The following is a 19,222-nucleotide window of genomic DNA, read 5'->3' as shown; positions in this document are numbered from 1 at the left end:
ATTTATTGGGTATAAAACTAAAGAAGTACCTGTAGGTAGCCAGACAAAGCTGGATGTCCCTATGGAAGAAGACATCGCTACACTACAGGAAGTTGTAGTAGTCGGATATGGTGAGCAGAAGAAGGCTTTGAACACAGGTGCCAACCTGCAAGTGAGAGGTGAAGACCTGATGAAGCAGAGCTCTACCAACGCTTTGCAGGCATTGCAAGGTCAGGCTCCTGGTGTGCAGATCACATCTACCTCCGGTCAGCCAGGCGAAGCGATGAAAGTAACCATTCGTGGTGTGGGTTCTACCATTGGTAATAACCCGCTATATGTTGTAGACGGAGTGATTACAAGCGACATCACCTACCTGAACAACGGAGATATAGCTTCATTGACTGTTTTGAAAGATGCTGCATCAGCAGCGATCTACGGTTCGCAGGCAGCAAGTGGTGTTGTGCTGATCACTACCAAAAAAGGTAAATCAGGCCACGCGCAGGTAACATTTGATTCTTACTATGGTGTACAGAATGTTGCCAGAAAAGTAGATCTTCTCAACGCAAAAGAATATGCAATTATTGCAAATGAAGCTGCTGTAAATTCTGGTAACTCCCCCGTCTATTCTAACCACTATATCGATTCATTAGGAAATGCAGGCACAAACTGGATGGACCAGATGTTTGTGAAAAATGCCCCTACACAAAACTATTCTCTTGGCGTATCAGGTGGTAACGATAAATCAGTTTATTCTTCATCGCTTTCATACTTGTCGCAAGCAGGTATTGTAGGCGGTAAAGATTATTCAAACTACAAGCGTTACAATTTCCGTTTTAACTCAGAACATAAATTGTATAAAGACATATTGACTGTAGGAGAGAATATAAACTTCGCGTTTTTGGATAACCACGGTATAGGGGTGGGTAACCAATACAACAATACATTGCGTGGCGCATTTGGAACAACACCTTTACTGAAGAATGATAAAACTGATTCGGTAGGTATGTTCAATCAGGCGAATCCGTATTATTCGATGGTATATAACAGCCAGAGCCGGAACAAAACACAGCGTGTTATTGGAAATATATACTTCCAGGTTGAACCAATTCATAATTTAAAATTCAGAACAAGCCTTGGTATAGATTACAGCTCATACGATGGTCAGTCGTATGCGCCGAAATATACGCTGTCAGCATATTCGTTTAACAAGATACCATCGGTAAGCCAATCGATGAACAAGGGGCAGACCCTTCTTTGGGATAACTTGTTAAGCTATGGATTTACAGTAGCAGAGAAGCACAGATTTGATGTAATGGCCGGTACTTCTATGTATAAATATGGAGGAAGCTATTTAAATGCTACCAAGACGGGTTCTGTCTTTCATGATGTGGATCACGCATGGATCAACAATGGAACAAGCAACACGGCTACAGCGTCAGGTGCGGCATACGATCCTGATCACCGCTTGTCATTCTTCGGACGATTGAACTATAACTATGAAGAAACATACTTGTTCAACGCTACGTTCCGTGCAGACGGTTCTTCCAAGTTTGCGAAAGGGCATCAGTGGGGATACTTCCCATCGGTATCTGCAGGCTGGGTAATTACGAACGAATCATTCATGGATAACACCACCAACTGGTTGAATTCATTGAAATTGCGAGCAAGCTGGGGACAAGTGGGTAGCCAAAACGTTTCGGCTTTCCAGTATCAGGCGCCTGTTACTTTCAGCAACACATACTATATCTTCGGTAATAAGGAAGGTACGCTTACCCCAGGCTCTTATCCCAGCAGGTTGTCAAATCCAAACCTCCAATGGGAAACATCTGAACAAACCGATGTTGGTTTCGATGCAGCTTTCCTCAATGGTAAACTGACAGCAAATTTTGACTGGTACATTAAGACAAATAAGAACTGGTTAATCAACGCACCCAATCTGGCAACAGCGGGTGCTGATCCTCCCTTTATCAACGGTGGAGGCGTAAAGAACAGAGGTCTTGAACTGGCACTTGCTTACAATAACAGTTTGGGTGATCTGAATTATCGTGTAAGCGTAAATGGAGCTTATAACAAAAATACAGTGAGTAACATACCTAATGCTGACGGTATTATTCATGGTCCCCTCAATCAGGTGTATGCTAATTCTCCGGAAGTTTATAGAGCAACCAACGGGCTTCCAGCCGGTTATTTTTGGGGGTACAAAACTAATGGACTGTTCCAGAATGAGGCGGATGTAAAATCTTACACTGGCAAAGATGGCGCTCTCCTGCAACCAGGTGCTAAACCTGGAGATGTTCGCTTTGTAGACGAAAATGGCGATGGCGTAATTGATGAGAAAGACAAGACGATGATCGGTAACCCTAACCCTAAGTATACTTTTGGGTTCTCAATAGCTGCAGATTACAAAGGGTTTGACCTATCTATTCAGGCCAGTGGTGTTACAGGAAACCAGATAGTACAATCGTATACAAGCCCTTCCGGCAGGAATAATAATTATACTACAGAAATACTGGAGCGCTGGCATGGAGAAGGTACATCGAACAAAATACCACGTGTGACTGAGGCTAACGAAAACTGGGCTAACTTCTCGGATCTGTATGTTCACAATGGCGATTATCTCAGAATAAACAATGTTACGCTGGGATACGATTTGACCAAGATCATTAAGCAGAATTACTTGTCACAATGCAGACTTTATGTTTCAGCGTTGAATCTCTTCACCTTTACCAAATACAATGGCATGGATCCCGAAATTGGTTATGCCCCGCCAATCACCGGTGGAGGCTCGTCAGCCTTTAGCTCAGGAGTTGATGTTGGATATTACCCACGCCCCAGAACCTACATGGTTGGGTTGAATGTGAAATTCTAAAAATCGAAATGTATGAGGAAATTTAATATATATACAATAGTTGTAAGCCTGTTGGTATTGAGCGGATGTAGTGATTTTCTGGATACAGAGTCATACACAACATCAACAGTTGAAAATTATTACAAAACACCTGCAGAAGCGTATAGCGCACTGGTAGGATGTTATGATGGTGTGCAGGGTTTATGGTCGGCTGGAGGGGCCTTCCCTGTAGTGTCGGAGGTCTTTTCAGATAACGTTTTTGGCGGTGGAGGTAATGGAGATGGTTTAGGAATGCAATTGTTGGATGAATTTGATAAGAGCCGTTCGCCATCTGATCAAAGCATATTCAATGGGGCTTGGATTAATTATTACAAAGCTATTTATCGTTGCAATATACTCTTAGGTAAACTTGATCAGGTTAATTGGGGAACAGATACAAATCTCAAAACAACATATGAAGCTGAAGCGAGGTTTCTTCGCGCCTTCATGTACTTTGATATGGTTCGCCTGTGGGGAAGCATCCCGTTGCTGACGGAACCATCTGCAGACAACATTGCTCCGTCTGATCCTCAAGTTATATATGCGCAAATAGCACAAGATCTGGTGTTTGCAAGTGAAAACCTGCCTGCCACTACGTATGCCAGCCAGCCGGTTGCCACACACGGGCGTGTTACCAAGTGGGCGGCTGAATCACTGATTGGAAGAGTATACTTATACTATACTGGTTATTATCAACAATCCGATCTGGCAGGTGTTGTTACAAAAGCACAGGCACTCGCTTACCTGGAAGATGTAATTGCCAATAGTGGCCACGGTCTTATCTCAACTTTTGCAAATCTCTGGCCTGCAGCTTCTGTAGACAACTATGCAGGTGAGGATAACAAAGAAACAGTCTTTGCTATCAAGTATACCTATACCAGCGATTACTCTACAGGAAATGATGATGGTAACAAATGGTTGGTTTTGTTGGGTATGCGCGGCTTCACATCGTATCCGTATGGAAATGGATGGGGAGTTGGTACTGTCAATCCTGCGTTGTGGGATGCTTATAGCAATACTGATACTCGTAAAGTAGCTTCGATTATATCCATTGAAGGCGAAAACCTGGCTTTCAACAACCAAAGTGATCAACGTGAGTATACGGGTTACTATGTTAAGAAATATACTCCCATGTCAAATAAGGATGGTTCAAGTGTAGCGCAAACATTGGCGGCCAATGCCGGGTTAAAAAGTGATTTTCAGATTGCTCAATTCCAGGATTACGTGGTAATCCGTTATGCAGATGTTCTGCTGATGGCAGCAGAATTAGGGAGTCCAAGTGCTCAATCCTATTTCGATCAGGTAAGACAACGTGCTTATGGAGCTAACTTTAGCCAGCTGGCGGTGTCGCAGGAAAATATTATGAATGAGCGCAGACTTGAATTTGCATTGGAAGGTATACGCTATTGGGATTTACTTCGCCAGGGGGTTGATGTTGCGGCAAATGCCATTGCTGAAACAACACAGGTTCTGAATGGAGGAGTTACAACAACCAAGACAATCAGTGCTTCAAAAATTCTGGAGACGAAAGGATTACAGCAGATACCTGCTACACAAATAAGTTTATCGAATGGTGTATTGAAACAAAACACGGGCTGGTAATTGTCCTGACTAACTTATTAATAATTATGAAAATCGATAATAAAATATTTTTAATGATGACAGCTGTGATGCTCACGCTAACAGCTTGCCAGGAAGAGCATGAATTGGGTGTACCTCCGAAAAATTCAGATCTGAAGTTTTCCGTAACTCAAGATGCCTCCTATGATAACCGGATTTTCCTTCAAAGTAGCACTCCTGAAACTATCGCGTATTGGGACTATGAAGCAGGAATATCCAACAAGTTAGTGGACACCGTAATTAATCCCTTTGGTGGTGAACATTGGGTTAAGTACGGAGCTTTTGGACAAGGAGGGGGCACTTATGATTCAGTCAGGATAACGATAACCAAGCTTGATGAGGACTATTTTTCCGATCCGAATTGGGAACTTTTAACGCATATGGCTACCGGGAAGTATTGGAAAGTATCTTCTGTATATCTCGGACCAGAGAGTGATTATACTTCAACATGGTGGACGCCGGATATAAGTAGCAATGCGAGCGCCAATGATAGTATATATTTTGATTTAAATGAAAATTATCACTTTAAGCACTACCATAGCGGTACAGTTCAAAAGGCTTTATACTCATTCAAGTTAGATAAAACCAAAAATAGCATAACCATAGTAAGTGGCTCCGTTAAAATGCCCTTCTTTGACTACGGTAACAATGGCTTAACGGTAAACAAGTACAACATTGCTAAGCTAACAGATGATACATTAATTGTTTCGCAAGGTGCCTCGCTTTTTGGAAAAACCGATGATTGGGCTTGGTATACTGTTTACAAAGCAGTGAACTAGCCGTTAGTAGAATTTTTTTTAAAAGGGAATTGATCTTTTCAATTCCCTTTTTTTGTATAAACCATTATAATCAATGAATATAAAACTTTGCTTTTCCTGGTTGATATTGCTACCTATTATGTATTCATGTCACCAGCCGAACAATAAAAGAGTAAGCGGTGTCTTGATCGATGAATGGAAATTCCAGTTGTTGGATACAATAGAGGCAAGTGCTGCAAGTTTCGATGATTCACATTGGCGAATACTAAATCTTCCGCACGACTGGAGTATAGAAGGAGAATTCAATGAGAAAAATCCTGCTGGTGTTGGCGGTGGTGCGCTGCCCGGAGGTACAGGTTGGTATAGAAAAAGTTTTGCTTTGTCTTCGGAGGATAAAGACAGGAATATATTTATTCGCTTCGATGGTGTTTATCGTAACAGCGAGATTTGGATCAACGGAACATCTCTGGGTAAAAGACCGAACGGCTATATATCGTTTGAATATGATCTGACACCCTATCTTGATTTTACAGGCAAGCAAAATGTGTTGGCTGTTAAGTTGATAATTCGCAGCAACCAAATTCACGGTGGTATTCCGGTTCGGGTATATACCGCAATGTAACGCTTGTTAAAACCGGAAAAGTATACATCCCTTACAATGGAACATTTATACAAACACCTGTAGCCAATAGTTCTGCTGCGTCCTTAACAACGGAATATCCAGGAGCAAATTGAGAAAGTATATATACCATGGTATATATACCGTCGATAAATCTCAGTCAATCTTCAGAGCCATGCAGAATAATCTGTATGCATTTTTATTTAGGCTTTAAAATATCCTTTTTAAAAGGAAATAAGTGGAGCTAAGCTTTGCTAGCGATCGATACGTTGAAATAACACTAGGAAAATGCCAGAGAGCTGTGTTGTTAGAAATATTGCTCTAATAAAATCTTGCGGAAGAATTTCCGGTTAGCGTTGGTATTATATAGACGATTAATAGTAAAAGCTGATAGAACTATAGTCTTTTTATTTGGCTTATCTATTTCTTGAAATTTTAAACCTTAAGGCTAAGCTTTTTCAGTTACAAGTTATTAATACAGTACTTAGTGGTATTCATCAGTATAAATTATCCCTGAAATGGAGTAGTAATGAAATTATTCTTACATGTTGTAACTTCCTTCTGTATTTTTTTATTGCTTTGCAACTTGAATCTCATTGTTAATCAACGATCCTAATTGCTGGTATTCAGTAAAAAGAGTTAATCCATCGATTAAGTATATATACTACGTTATGAAAAAAAATGTACTTTTTTTCTTTGCTTTTACATGCGTGATCTTAAGCCATGCGCAAAATAATAATCCTAATAATCCGCTCGCAATTCCTCCTATAACTTCGCCGTCACCTGAAGTGGCTAGTCTGGGGAAATATGGAGAAGTGGAGGTTGGTGAATATACCGGTACCCCTGACATCTCAATTCCACTGCATACTATAAAATCAGGGAAATTGGAATTTCCATTAAATTTATATTATGATGCTTCCGGGGTGCGCGTTAATCAGGAAGCCACTTGGGTCGGTCTTTCGTGGGAGCTAAGTGCTGTTGCCGGTATTACCTATATTCCTTCCGGAGGAAATGATCAAGCATCACCGCAGATAGCAGAGCCTGCCTGGCAGGATTGGGATAACTTGGTTACATCCATCTCCCATAAAATTGCGCCATCTACTGGACATGAAGATGGCTATTATGGTTGGGGATGCTCAGGGAATGCAAGTCCACCAGTTGTTACCAAAGGTGAATTAATGTACTATGCACTTATTGGTAAAGCCCAGCGTGACCTGTACAGTGTCAATTGCCCAGGACTTTCTTTTAAGTTTTATATTCATCCACAAACGGGTCTTCCAACAGTGTATGGCGATAAGAACGCACTGAGGGTAGAGCGCTATAATAATATAGGATTTAAAATTACAGATGATCATGGAGTGGTGTATTACTTCCTGGTTCAGGAAAAAACTCCTATAGATAGTCCTGAGGATTTTAATCAGATCACCCATTGGTATCTTACGCAAATCATGAATTCCGATGGTGAACTCATTAAATTCAAGTATGCGAATTATGGAGTAGTGAGGCCTATTCCAGCGCTTAGTGAACAATTTACACACATACTGTCAGGGAATCAGCAGGAAAGTGGAATGCAGTTTGGCGGCGATCGGTCGCTGCATCTTTCATCTGTTTTGAATCAATACTTAATACAGATTGAATCAAGCAGAGAAATAATTGACTTTAATTTGAGCAATAACAGACCGGATTTGTCAGGTTCAGGTGCGAGACGACTCGAGTCAATAGATATAACCAGTAAATTTTCTGGAAAGAAAAAATCTTTTCAATTTGAATATGGATATTTCTCATCGAGTGATATTGGCGGAAACTATCTAGCGGATGATAGCTATTGGAGTCGCTTTGGTAAGGAATATACAGACTCGAACCTGAGTTCCAGACTGAAATTACTTAGTGTTATCGAGAAGGATGTGCAAAATTCAACTAATCGAAAATATTCTTTTGAGTACAAAGAAGATATACTATTGCCAATTAAAACGTCATTCGCTGTTGATCACTGGGGGTATTACAATGGACAGGAAAACCAAAGTAATTTTCTGGACTTTAATGATTCACGGCATACAATCATTCCAACGTTATTTTCGAATTTCCTAGTTTATTCAGCTGCCAACACGATTGTTAATGGTCTAGATATATACAAAGGAGCTATTCGGGGTGCGAGCGCCCAATATTGCAACGCAGGAACATTGAAATCAATAACTTACCCAACCGGAGGTAAATCAGTTTTTACATACGAACCTCATATCTTTAAGAACGGTGCTGTTTTATCAGCAGAAGAAGAAAGTAAGGTTACTCATGGTGTGGAACTTTTGAATGTATTTGATTTTAATAACGGTGTTCCCCAAACCGCTTATTTCATTTTAACAACAGAAACTGAAGTCCGGCTTTCCGGTAATATAAATAATCGGAATGGACAGTTCTCTTATGAACAGATGGAAGGAACATTTGTACGCTTTTCAGGATCTTCTTTTTCTAGGTTATGGGCGATTGATTCTTTTGTTGCCGGACAACCTTATAGTAAGACATGGGATGAGAAAATAACGCTGCCACCCGGTTTCTATGTTCTCTCATGTGATGTTCCTGATGCAATGGGTCCCACGGGTTACGCCAGTTTAGTTTCGGCTGTGGCGGAGTATCACGACAAAAAGATTTACGATGCCGTTATGGCAGCACATACCGAATCCATCGGAGGCGGACTTAGGATAAAGCAAATCAAGAACTATGATAACAATGGTACGCTCGTTTCATCAAAGGAATATAAATATGTGAATGAAGATGGGAGTAGCAGTGGAATTTTAATCATGCCACTTACGTATACCCAATCTGGTGCATTTACTACAGCAGGCACTCAGAATGGTTCATGTACACTATCGGGCCTGACATATTATAAACGAAATTCGAGCAGTCTGGTAGGCACTACAACATCTCCATTAAAGGCAACCGTAGGATACAGTAGAGTAGAGATCTATGATTTAACGAAGCAGTCCAAATCTGAAAATGGAACTGTTATTAAAACCTTTAGCAACAATACGGCTATGGGAACTTTTTTTAATGATGTTTTAATCAATGATGCTGATATCAACGGAGACCTGACCTCCGTAACTTTCAAGAACAGAGAGGGAAATACAATTCGCACAGAGAACTATGAATACAAGATCAGCGATATAGTAAGAGATTGGGTGAACGTGAAGATTGCTGATAACTATATTGGTCCTGTTGGTTTTTGTACAACGGGCGCAGTTATGGATGAGGATGCGTGTTCTTACATCGGGCGATACACAATAGGCGTCTATCCCTATGTAAATTTCAAAAAACTTTTAATAAAGAAAATTGAAACTGATCTTACGAATGGGCAAAATGTAGTTACGGAAACCAACTACAAATACGACATGACAAACTATGCGGTAAGCGAAGAGAGCACGTATGATAGTAAACATCAACCATTAGTTACGGTAATGAAATACCCGCATGATTTTATCGCTGAGAACGATGTTTATTCCTCAATGACTGATGCCAACATTATTTCTCCCGTGGTAGAAATAACTAAATATAAGAACGGTGTGCAAAACGAGCGGGTGCGGACTAATTATTTTCCATTTGGCAATGTAATTAAACCGTTCGGAGTCGAACAACAGTTAAGGGACTTTCCATCAGAAGGAGTGATTAGTTATAGCCGCTATACCTATGGGAATATAGCGGAATATAAAACCAATAATGGGGTTTATACTTCTTTTATTTATGGCTATGATCATACACTTCCTGTAGCCAAAGTGGTGAATGCCAAACTTAGTGATATTTTTTATACAGGATTTGAGGATGTAAATAATGATGTGGTTACAGGCGACTCAAAAACCGGTTCCAAGAGCAAGATCAATGGGTTTACTCAAAATTTAACGGGATTAACAAACGGCAAGTATGTATTGTCTTATTGGCTAAAAGTTAATGGTCAATGGATACTTCAGCAAAGTGCAGTAACCGTAGCAAACGGTACAGCTACAATCGCAATAAATTCTTCGCAGCAAGTGGATGATGTCAGATTTTTCCCGGAACAAGCACTTATGACATCGTATACCTATGATGGATTTGGAGAACTTTCATCAATTACGGACGCTAATAATCAAGTAATATATTATGAATATGATCCATTCGATAGATTACGTTTAATAAGGGATAACCAGGGTAAAATTCTAAAAGAATACGTTTATCATTTTGGTGAGGGACGTGCTGCAATTGCAGATTGTGACGACATTGACGTGAATCCCGTTCCAACATTTACGGCATCCAATGACAACAAGGTATGTGAGGGAAGCAAGATGACCCTGCTGGGCCCTTCTAACGTAACCAAATATCTTTGGGCCGGGCCGAATGGTTTTTCAAGTACAGACCAGAATCCGGTGGTTACATCAAGTGCTACGCCCAATGTCGAAGGGACCTATACATTGACCGTAACCTACAATAATGGTTGTACAAACAGTGGAAGTTCTCAGATTAGTTTATGGTCTACTCCAGTGATAACCCAACAACCGCTAGATGTCACCGTGGCGGAGGGCGGTTCCGTATCACTCACTGCTGTGGTAGAAAAAGCTGATAGCTACCAGTGGTATTTGAATGAGGTTGCAATTAGAGATGAGAGCGGTTTATCAATCCAATCTGTTGGTACCACCAACACGTTAACCATACCAAAGGCTGCGAAATATATAGCGGGCCAATACCGGGTAAAATTCAGTAATGTTTGCGGAGCCTCAGTAACATCGCGGTCAGCAACTGTAACTGTGACAAATTAGCAAACGAAAATCAATAACTGGGATAATAATTTTAGGCGAGGTTTCTGATTCAAACATGATGGAAAGGATATTTATAATTGTAATAGTTCTCGTTAGTAGTGTTATTGACTTACGGGCACAGTGTACACTTCCGGTAATTACTGCCCAGCCGGTAAGTGTAACGGTATGTGAGGGTAGCCCTGTTTCTCTGCGTGTGCAGGCGCCAGATGCAACCGGCTATCAATGGTATTGGACGGGTTCATCCGGCAGTAGTGTTGTACCTGCTATATCTCCACCGTGGTCAGGAACCACTACTAATACGCTCACTCTTTCGCCAACGAGCGTAACCATGGGCGGAAAGTATTGGGTAAAGGTAACGAATGCCTGTGGTACCGTTACCTCTAACGTTGTTGATGTAACAGTCGTGCAAACCGGCACAGCAACATTTCCGGAGTATGCACTATCCGTGGCGAATAATGGATTAATGTGCCCGGGCGCAACCATCAATTTTTCAAGCCCTGGTAATTTACCAAATTACTCCTGGACTGGCCCTAACAATTTTTCAAGCAATGTCCAAAACCCTTCTATAGCGAATGCAACCGCTTCCATGACGGGGGTATATACCTTGACTTCCTCAAATGGTAAGGGGTGTGTAAATACCGGTAGTATATCCGTGGTATTTAATTCGCCTCCCACCGTTAATTCACAACCCGCGAATGTAACCGTGTGCGATGGAGTACAGACTGCCTTAACTATAAATGCTACTGGAAATGGTAATGCATATCAATGGTATTGGAGTGGTTCCTCAAGTGGTGGAGGTATAGTGCCTCCATTGTCGCCACCATGGTCTGGACAGCAAACAAAGACATTAACACTCTCTCCAACGGCTCCGGCAATGGCTGGCCAATACTGGGTAAAGGTTACGAACGCCTGTGGAACAATAACATCAAGCGCTGCCAATGTAGTTATTGATAAGCCCACGGTGGCGCTTACAACAAATCCATCTGTCGTGTGTGCTGGTGGAGCGTTTACATTTCAGGCCACACCTAATGGAATGTCTGCCTATTCATGGTCGGGCCCGAATGGTTTTACGAGCACAAAGCAAAATCCTTCCGTTTCTTCTGCTGTATCCGGAAACTATACGCTCACCGTTACTACGCCTAATGGATGTACGGCATCTGCAACTGCCGTAATAGATGCTAAACAGGTAACTCCGACAATAGCTATATCGAGCAATCCTGATTGGTGTGCTGACGGAAAAGCCGTGTTAACAGCTACGATAACAAACGGAGGATCCAGTCCATCCCATCAATGGTTTGTCAATGGCGCTGCTGTAGCCGGTGCTACCGGAAATACGTATGTCTCTTCGGTTCTTAATAATGAGAAAATCAGTTGTACGCTTACCAGTAATGCTGTATGTACCACGTCAGCAACGGCTGTTTCGAATGTTATTACCATTAGCAGATGCGAGACCAATTCCATGAACTATGTTCGCTCAAGAAATGTGTTGAAAGACAATGTTTTTGATGCGGCTGCTATTGAGGGCTTGTCCGTTGAGGACCTTCAGGAATCGACCACGTATTTTGACGGATTAGGCCGCCCTGTGCAAACTGTCAGTTGGCAATCATCGCCTTCACATAAAGACCAGGTACAGCCAATAGAGTATGATATTTTTGGAAGAGAGGAAAAGAAATATCTTCCTTATACATCTGAAAACAATGGGCGTTACAAGGAGACGTCAACGAAGAGTTCAGGAACTTACACAGGCTCTCCTCAAAATACTTTTTATACAAATGGTTCTTCCGATCATATAGCAGATGATATAGCGCCTTATGCCGAAACGATTTTTGAATCAAGTCCATTGAATCGAATTATTAAACAAGGCGCTTCCGGAACAGTATGGCAGCCCGATGGAGTTAATACATATAATTCTTCTGATCACACCATAAAGAAGAACTATGAGTCTAACACGGACAATGAAGTGTTGCTTTGGACCTATACAGACCCTAGCAGTACTTATCCGCTGGGCCAGATAAACGCAGGGACTTCTGCTTCCCGCGTGTATTATACGGCGAACCAATTGTATAGAAACAGAACTAAGGATGAACATGGTAATGAAGTAATAGAATATGTTGATAAAGAAGGGCACACAATTTTAAAGCGTGTGCAGGTAGTAAAAAACGCTACCGCTATCAATGATGTAAACTATGCAAGTACCTATTATATATATGATGATCTGGGAGATCTCGTGACCGTGATTCCTCCGGAGGCGGTTCGTCAAATTACATCCATAAGCCCATCAGCATATTTTGATCAGACGGATGCCGTAAAGGAAACATTTCTGCAACAATGGGCATTTCGCTATACTTACGACAGCCGTAAGCGCATGACGCAAAAACAAGTACCGGGTGTCGCGGCTGTATATATGGTATATGACGACCGCGATCGTCTCGTGTTAACACAAGATGGTAATCAACGCGCCAACATGCAGTGGACGTTCACAAAATATGATGAGCTGAACAGACCGATTGCCACCGGTATAAAAGATACTACTGCTATATTAAGCCAGGCAGATATGCAGGCCGGTGTAGCGAAGCACTACGCCAAATCATGGACACGTTATGGCGAAACCTATATAGGCAACGTTGCTGGAAATATATCGGGTTATTCCAATAAATCTTATCCAACGGTAACGGTTGGAATAACCACTCCTTTCTCGAGTTACCGGACAATAACCTATTATGATAACTATGCCTTCAAAAGTTATATAGGAACTGGTTATGACTATTTGAATGAGAATCTGTCTGAGCCTGCCAATGGATATACCTATACCCAACCTTCTACTGCATTTAATAGTGTAATCGGACAGGTTACCGGTACCCGCGTGCGTGTTTTGGATGATCATATTGCCAGCAGCGTGGTGACGTGGCTTAACTCGGTTAACTATTATGATGACAAGTATCGGGTAATCCAGGTGTTAGCCGATAATTACCGAAGTGGGAGAGACCGCGTAAGTAATGTTTATGACTTCTCGGGTAAGGTGCTCAAAACGAAAGCAACTCATTATGGTATATCTTGGAAAGATATTGTAGCAGCAAGACGTTTAGGCAATCGCATAGATAAGACAAGTGTTGATGGCTGGGGAAACTCAGGAGGTGCTTCCGTAGAGATGCTTCCTGCCGGTCAGGACGGCTGGTTTGAATTCAGTACCTCTGCTAATAATAAAGCGTTGGTTGTTGGATTGTCAGAGACCAACGTTGATGCCAACTGGACTACAATTAAGTATGCACTTTATCTTACAAGCCTGGGAAAATTGGAGGTGCGCGAAAGTGGAGGTACAACCAACCTGATGTCGTCCTCACCAGCGTATACTGCTGGCGATGTTTTCCGGATAGAGCGTAAACAAGGGAGAATATACTTCTATCAGAATGGAACATACCTTGCAGATCGTGCTGCTACTTCGAATGCTCTGTTGATAGATTTTGCTATGTACGGTAACCGTGCTGTGATCGGTAATGTGAGATCGTCTTTCGGTTCTTTCAATCCATATCAGATTACCCGAAGATATACTTATGATCATGCAGGAAGATTGACACACACATGGCATAAGATAGGTACTCAACCAGAGATATTGCTGAGCAAAAACGAATACAACGAGCTTGGTCAACTGGTAGATAAAAAATTACACAGTACAAATGCAGGAGCCACCGATGCGAAACAATCGGTAGACTACCGCTATAATATTCGCGGGTGGCTTACGTCCATGAACAATGCGGAGCTCAATAATGATGGTATAACCAATGATGAAACAGGCGATTACTTTGGTATGAACCTGGCTTATAATGAGGATATGGGTACAAGTGGTACAAACACCGGATCCAGCCTTAAAGATGTATTGGTCTCGTCATATCCGTTTACAGGTAATGCGAACGATGCAGTAGCAAACGGATTGAATGGTGTTGTTCACGGAGCGCAGTTAACAACCGATTCACAAGGAAACAGTGCAAGTGCTTATACTTTCACCACCAACGATTATATAGATATTCCTAATTCACAGACCAAGCATTCATTTATACCGAATACCGGTAAGTTTACGATAGCCGCTTTTGTGAAGATTACAGATTTGAATGCTCGGAGCGTATTTGTTTCCAATACAGCAACTTCGAGCACGAAAGGTTTTGCGTTTATGTATGAGACCTATGGAGCAGGCTACGGTGATCATCAACTTCGATTTATTATAATGACAGGTAACGGTGCGACCGCTTACTTTACAGGTCTCGGAGGTGTAAGAACCATTAATGATACCAACTGGCACCATGTAGCTGTAGTAGGAGATGGGGTCTACATTCGATTTTATGTTGATGGCGTGTTAGACGGAGCCCCTGTTGCCATTACAGCTTTCTCTACAGGTGCGATGAGCAGTACTACGTTGATCGGGAAAACTAGATCAGGTGCGAGTGGTCCTTTATTTCTGGGAATGGCAGGCTCTATAGATGAAGTAAATATTCTGAATCGTTCGGCTAGCCAGTCCGAAGTACAGGCTCTTGCCAATCGAGGTGATTTTGATTCGTCTGAAGATGGCAGACAGTATAATGGCAACATCTCAGCCATGAAATGGAGTGTGAATCAGGGAGTAGGCGATGTGAAGGAGATGGCGTATAATTTCAAATACGATCCATTGAACCGGTTGGTGTCAGCAAAGAATTTGCAGTCTTCCGTATCCGGAACCTGGACCGCAGGTAAATATCATGAAGGTGATTTATCATACGATCTGAACGGAAACATTAAAACCCTTTCGCGCTTTGGTTTGGCTACATCAGCCATGGATAATCTCTCCTATACGTATGCAACAGGCAACCAGTTAATGAAAGTAGCTGACACTGGTGATAAGTATACTGGATTTGTTGATGGCGTGAATACCGATAATGACTACGCATATGATGCCAACGGTAACATGACGCTTGATAAGAACAAAGGTATAACAGCACCGATTACGTATAACATGCTGAACCTGCCCAACGCTGTAACGCGGGGTTTGAACAGTGTGAACTATATTTATGATGCAACCGGTCGCAAACTTGCGCAGGCCACGTATTTTCTTAATTCTACAACGCAGACAGATTATGCGGGTGAATTTCAATATGTGAATGATGCTTTACAATTTATACAGCATGAAGAAGGAAGAGTAGTATTGGCCACAGAGAAACTGGTCTATACCAATGATGGATCAGATTTAACAAGCGTGACTGCTTATAATGGTACCACTATTTCAGCTGTAAAATTATCAGGTAACCAGGATTACATAAAGGTGCTGAGTAATGGAACCACCTTACGCGGAGCTATGTTCGGAGGCGTGTTGCCAGCACAACCGGGCGAACGGTATAGAATCAAAATAAAAGGATATCGTGTTGGTAGTGGAGGAGTAAACATGCTGGCCAGAACCAACATGGGAGATATCCTCTGGGGCTCATACTGGAACGGCTCCCAGATGCCAGCTTCCTCTACAACAGAATCATGGATAGAGGAAACAGTCACTATACCAACAGGAGGCACACAGTTGGAAGTAGGTTTGCAATGGGGTGCGGCAGCGGCTACAGATTATTTTGTGGTGAGCGGAGTAGAGGTTACCAAACTTGGCGTGAATACAACACCAGAGTATCAGTATAATCTGAAGGATCACCTTGGCAACGTAAGGCTAACATTTACCACGAAAAAAGAAAAGCTTCAATACACTGCTAAATTTGAAGACAGCAGTGAAGCCCAGAACTTTAAAAACTACAGCAGTGTGTCAGCAGATATGTTTGACCATACCGATGCAGGAACGGTCTATACTAAAGCTCAGGTGCTTAAAGGAGGCCCCGGTTCACAAGTGGGTATAGCGAAGACATTCGCCGTAGTACCGGGAGACACTGTGAAGGCAGAAGTATACGCCAAGTACCTCGGTACACAAGGTTCGGCAGTAGACCCTACTACTTTTGGTGCAGCACTGTTGTCTGCGTTTAACCTGGCGGCTCCCGCAGCGAGCGAGGTTGGAACTGCAAGTGCTGCACTATCGGATTATGGTGCATTTATTGGCGGCAACGGCAACCCAGGCAATGCAAACTGGCCCAAAGGATGGCTCAACATCCTGGTTTTTGATAAAGATTATAACTTGGTTGATATAGCCTTCCAACAGTTATCTGCAGACTACGTTCAGGAAGTTGGTTCTGTTACCAAGGCACCGCATGGACTTTTAAGTAAGCAGGTTACCATAAAACAACCCGGGTATGTGTATATATATGTCTCCAACGAAGGCAGTGTTGCTCAAGAGGTATACTTTGATGATCTTTCGATAACGCATGTAAAATCTCCTGTTATACAGGCGGAAGATTATTATCCGTTCGGGTTGACTTTTAATGCATATCAGAGAGAAGATAGCGCGCCCAATCAATACAAGTTTAATGGCATTGAAGAACAAGATGAACTTGGAGTGAATGTCTATCAAGCATTTTACAGGACAATGGATCCAACGATAGGCAGATGGTGGCAGATTGACCCTAAAGTTGATGACTACTACCAAGTCTCTCCATACAATATGATGGGGAACAATCCAGTCAATATTACTGATCCCTTAGGTGATGAGTGGGCCGATCCAAAGAAGGATGGAAAAATTGCAGCCCAGATCAATAAAGGTGTTGACAAGGCTAATGCAGCTCTTGAGAAACAAAATGCCAAACTTGATAGCAAGATTGCGAAGGCTTCCCAGAAAGGAAAAACGGATAAAGTCAATAGTCTCACTGCACAGAAAAATGCTAACAGTCAAGCCATCGCCATAAACAACAGGACCAAAGCTAATTTGACTTATATGGCGAGCAAGGGGGATAACATACCTAAATTTACCTTTGCAAAGGCAACAGGAAATGAAGGTAATACTGATGTCCTTGGTGATAAGATAGTAATGACGGTTACAGATCGACTTGGAAATAGAGTTCATGAGGTATCACATGGACGGGATAGAGCTCCTACAGGAATCCACGATGGAGAAGAGCCTAGAGAAATCAGGGCATATCAAGCACAGTACGCTGCTGATCCAACTTCAATGCCAACTTCAGTTGCACCTGGGACTATTTCAGATGTTAACGGAGTGACTGGAACTTATGTTGGAGGAATTATGCGTACCAAACCAGATGGTACCACAGAGCCAGTTTATAAGCAAACGTACAGCAAATACAAAGAATCTTATCCAAAGTAGAATGAAATCTAGAAGTATAATTAGTGTGAGTTTTATATTGCTTGGGTTGTCTTTATTTGCCTGTAAGGTAGATATGCTTTTTCTAGAGAGCAGATATTACGGTGGCGGAGCCACTTGGGATTTTTATCCTGATAACTCCTATCAATACATGGAGAGGATGGAAGGAGGTTATGTTTATAAATTTAGTAGAGGGAAGTGGAAGCAAGACGGCAATAAATTATTGTTAATTAATGAGGTGTCCGATCCAAGTCAGTTACCTACGAATATTAGAACCAGTCCATCAAACGAGTCTGATGCTCAACTTGTGATTAATATTTTGCCAAAGCGAAATCTACACTTTACTCACCTACTAACTACAACGGATTTATTAAACATAGAGCTAGTAATTGGTAAAATCACTTATCCCTTACAGAATGAGACAAACATAATTCGTTTGCAAAAAACTGTTGATAAGGGTTACTTCAGAGCTTATCCCAAACCCAATGTTGAAAGAAGTTCGGAAATACTCAATGATACTTTACGTTCTCAATACATTGATCTCAGAGGATCGGAAAGTAAGATACTTTCCATTGATGTAGACTGCAATCCCATGTACTTTGCTCAGGTAAAAATGACTAATGATACCCTTCGAATAATTAGTAAGAATAAAATCAAGTGGCATAAAATCTATCTTGAGCGTCCGCATTAACTATAGAACGAACGCAGCTTTCGCAAGTTTAGCGGAATGTAACTTGTGAAGTATTGTTTGCAAGTTTTTAACTCGTGGGTAAGAAAAAAACAAGTATATAAGAGAGCCTCGCAGCAATGCGGGGCTTTTTGTTTTATGGTATTAACTCAGGATGCGAGTTTTTCCTGTATATCAGTTTTGAAGACAAAAGCTTCGAGAAACTCTTTTACGATTTTTTTCTTCTCTGTTGGCAGTGCGCTTACTTTTTTAAAGAGGGATAGTAGTTCTCATGCCATTGTTGGTTTTCTTCACCAACAATCACACCCAAACCCACACTGATTTTGAAATGTTTGATACACCGTTTTTTTGGGCGCAGCATGTCTATGGCTAACGCTAAGCATGTATGCAGGTATTTCTTAGTGAAGAACACTAACATGGACGCGAGCAACTGTATTATTAATCAAATATACTATCAGGACTAGCTTTTAATTGTACCAAACAAAAACCGCTGCCAATCATCTCTTGAATAGCAGCGGTTTTTATTTATATACCTCATGCCATTGTACGTTTATTGCCGGAATTGTAGGATCAGGTATACCACTTCCATACAGAAAACCAGGTATGTCTAGCTTGGGCTTTAACAAAAATGGCTTGTTGAAGCGGAAAACGGACTATGCTTATGTCAATGGTCAGCCGCAAATGGT

At 41.7% G+C, this 19,222-nt stretch carries 8 protein-coding genes; all 8 read left to right on the top strand.

The window, feature by feature from the left end; all coding sequences use genetic code 11:
* The coding region (locus VIN08_RS05260) for a TonB-dependent receptor (protein WP_331961293.1) at positions 1 to 2,848 on the top strand (2,848 nt) is incomplete at its 5' end.
* A gap of 12 nt (positions 2,849 to 2,860) precedes the next feature.
* Positions 2,861 to 4,468 carry a RagB/SusD family nutrient uptake outer membrane protein gene (locus VIN08_RS05255; RefSeq protein ID WP_331961291.1) on the top strand — a complete coding sequence of 536 codons (1,608 nt, stop codon included), beginning with the start codon at positions 2,861 to 2,863 and terminating at the stop codon, positions 4,466 to 4,468.
* A gap of 26 nt (positions 4,469 to 4,494) precedes the next feature.
* Complete coding sequence (locus VIN08_RS05250; RefSeq protein WP_331961288.1) at positions 4,495 to 5,265, top strand: hypothetical protein; 771 nt, start codon at positions 4,495 to 4,497, stop codon at positions 5,263 to 5,265.
* A gap of 118 nt (positions 5,266 to 5,383) precedes the next feature.
* Positions 5,384 to 5,866 carry a sugar-binding domain-containing protein gene (locus VIN08_RS05245; RefSeq protein WP_331961285.1) on the top strand — a complete coding sequence of 161 codons (483 nt, stop codon included), beginning with the start codon at positions 5,384 to 5,386 and terminating at the stop codon, positions 5,864 to 5,866.
* 668 nt (positions 5,867 to 6,534) lie between these two features.
* Positions 6,535 to 10,641, top strand: a complete 4,107-nt coding sequence (locus VIN08_RS05240; RefSeq protein ID WP_331961282.1) for an immunoglobulin domain-containing protein — start codon at positions 6,535 to 6,537, stop codon at positions 10,639 to 10,641.
* A 55-nt stretch (positions 10,642 to 10,696) separates the two neighbouring features.
* A complete protein-coding gene (locus tag VIN08_RS05235) occupies positions 10,697 to 17,851 on the top strand; it encodes a DUF6443 domain-containing protein (protein ID WP_331961279.1) in 7,155 nt (2,384 codons plus the stop codon).
* A gap of 1 nt (position 17,852) precedes the next feature.
* Positions 17,853 to 18,539: a hypothetical protein gene (locus VIN08_RS05230; protein WP_331961276.1), complete on the top strand. Its 687-nt coding sequence runs from the start codon at positions 17,853 to 17,855 to the stop codon at positions 18,537 to 18,539.
* Positions 18,540 to 19,040: 501 nt separating this feature from the next.
* A partial coding sequence (locus VIN08_RS05225; RefSeq protein ID WP_331961273.1) for a hypothetical protein occupies positions 19,041 to 19,222 on the top strand: 182 nt, incomplete at its 3' end.

The sequence above is a fragment of the Ohtaekwangia sp. genome (assembly GCF_036568665.1).
In the GTDB taxonomy this organism is placed as follows: Bacteria; Bacteroidota; Bacteroidia; order Cytophagales; family Cyclobacteriaceae; genus Ohtaekwangia.
Note: the sequence above shows the minus strand (reverse complement) of the source record. Positions and strands in the feature narration are given on the sequence as shown.

Coding starts and splice junctions, on each gene's coding strand:
- VIN08_RS05230 (WP_331961276.1), top strand. CDS start 17,853: ATGAAATCTAGAAGTATAATTAGTGTGAGTTTTATATTGCTTGGGTTG.
- VIN08_RS05250 (WP_331961288.1), top strand. CDS start 4,495: ATGAAAATCGATAATAAAATATTTTTAATGATGACAGCTGTGATGCTC.
- VIN08_RS05255 (WP_331961291.1), top strand. CDS start 2,861: ATGAGGAAATTTAATATATATACAATAGTTGTAAGCCTGTTGGTATTG.
- VIN08_RS05235 (WP_331961279.1), top strand. CDS start 10,697: ATGATGGAAAGGATATTTATAATTGTAATAGTTCTCGTTAGTAGTGTT.
- VIN08_RS05245 (WP_331961285.1), top strand. CDS start 5,384: ATGTATTCATGTCACCAGCCGAACAATAAAAGAGTAAGCGGTGTCTTG.
- VIN08_RS05240 (WP_331961282.1), top strand. CDS start 6,535: ATGAAAAAAAATGTACTTTTTTTCTTTGCTTTTACATGCGTGATCTTA.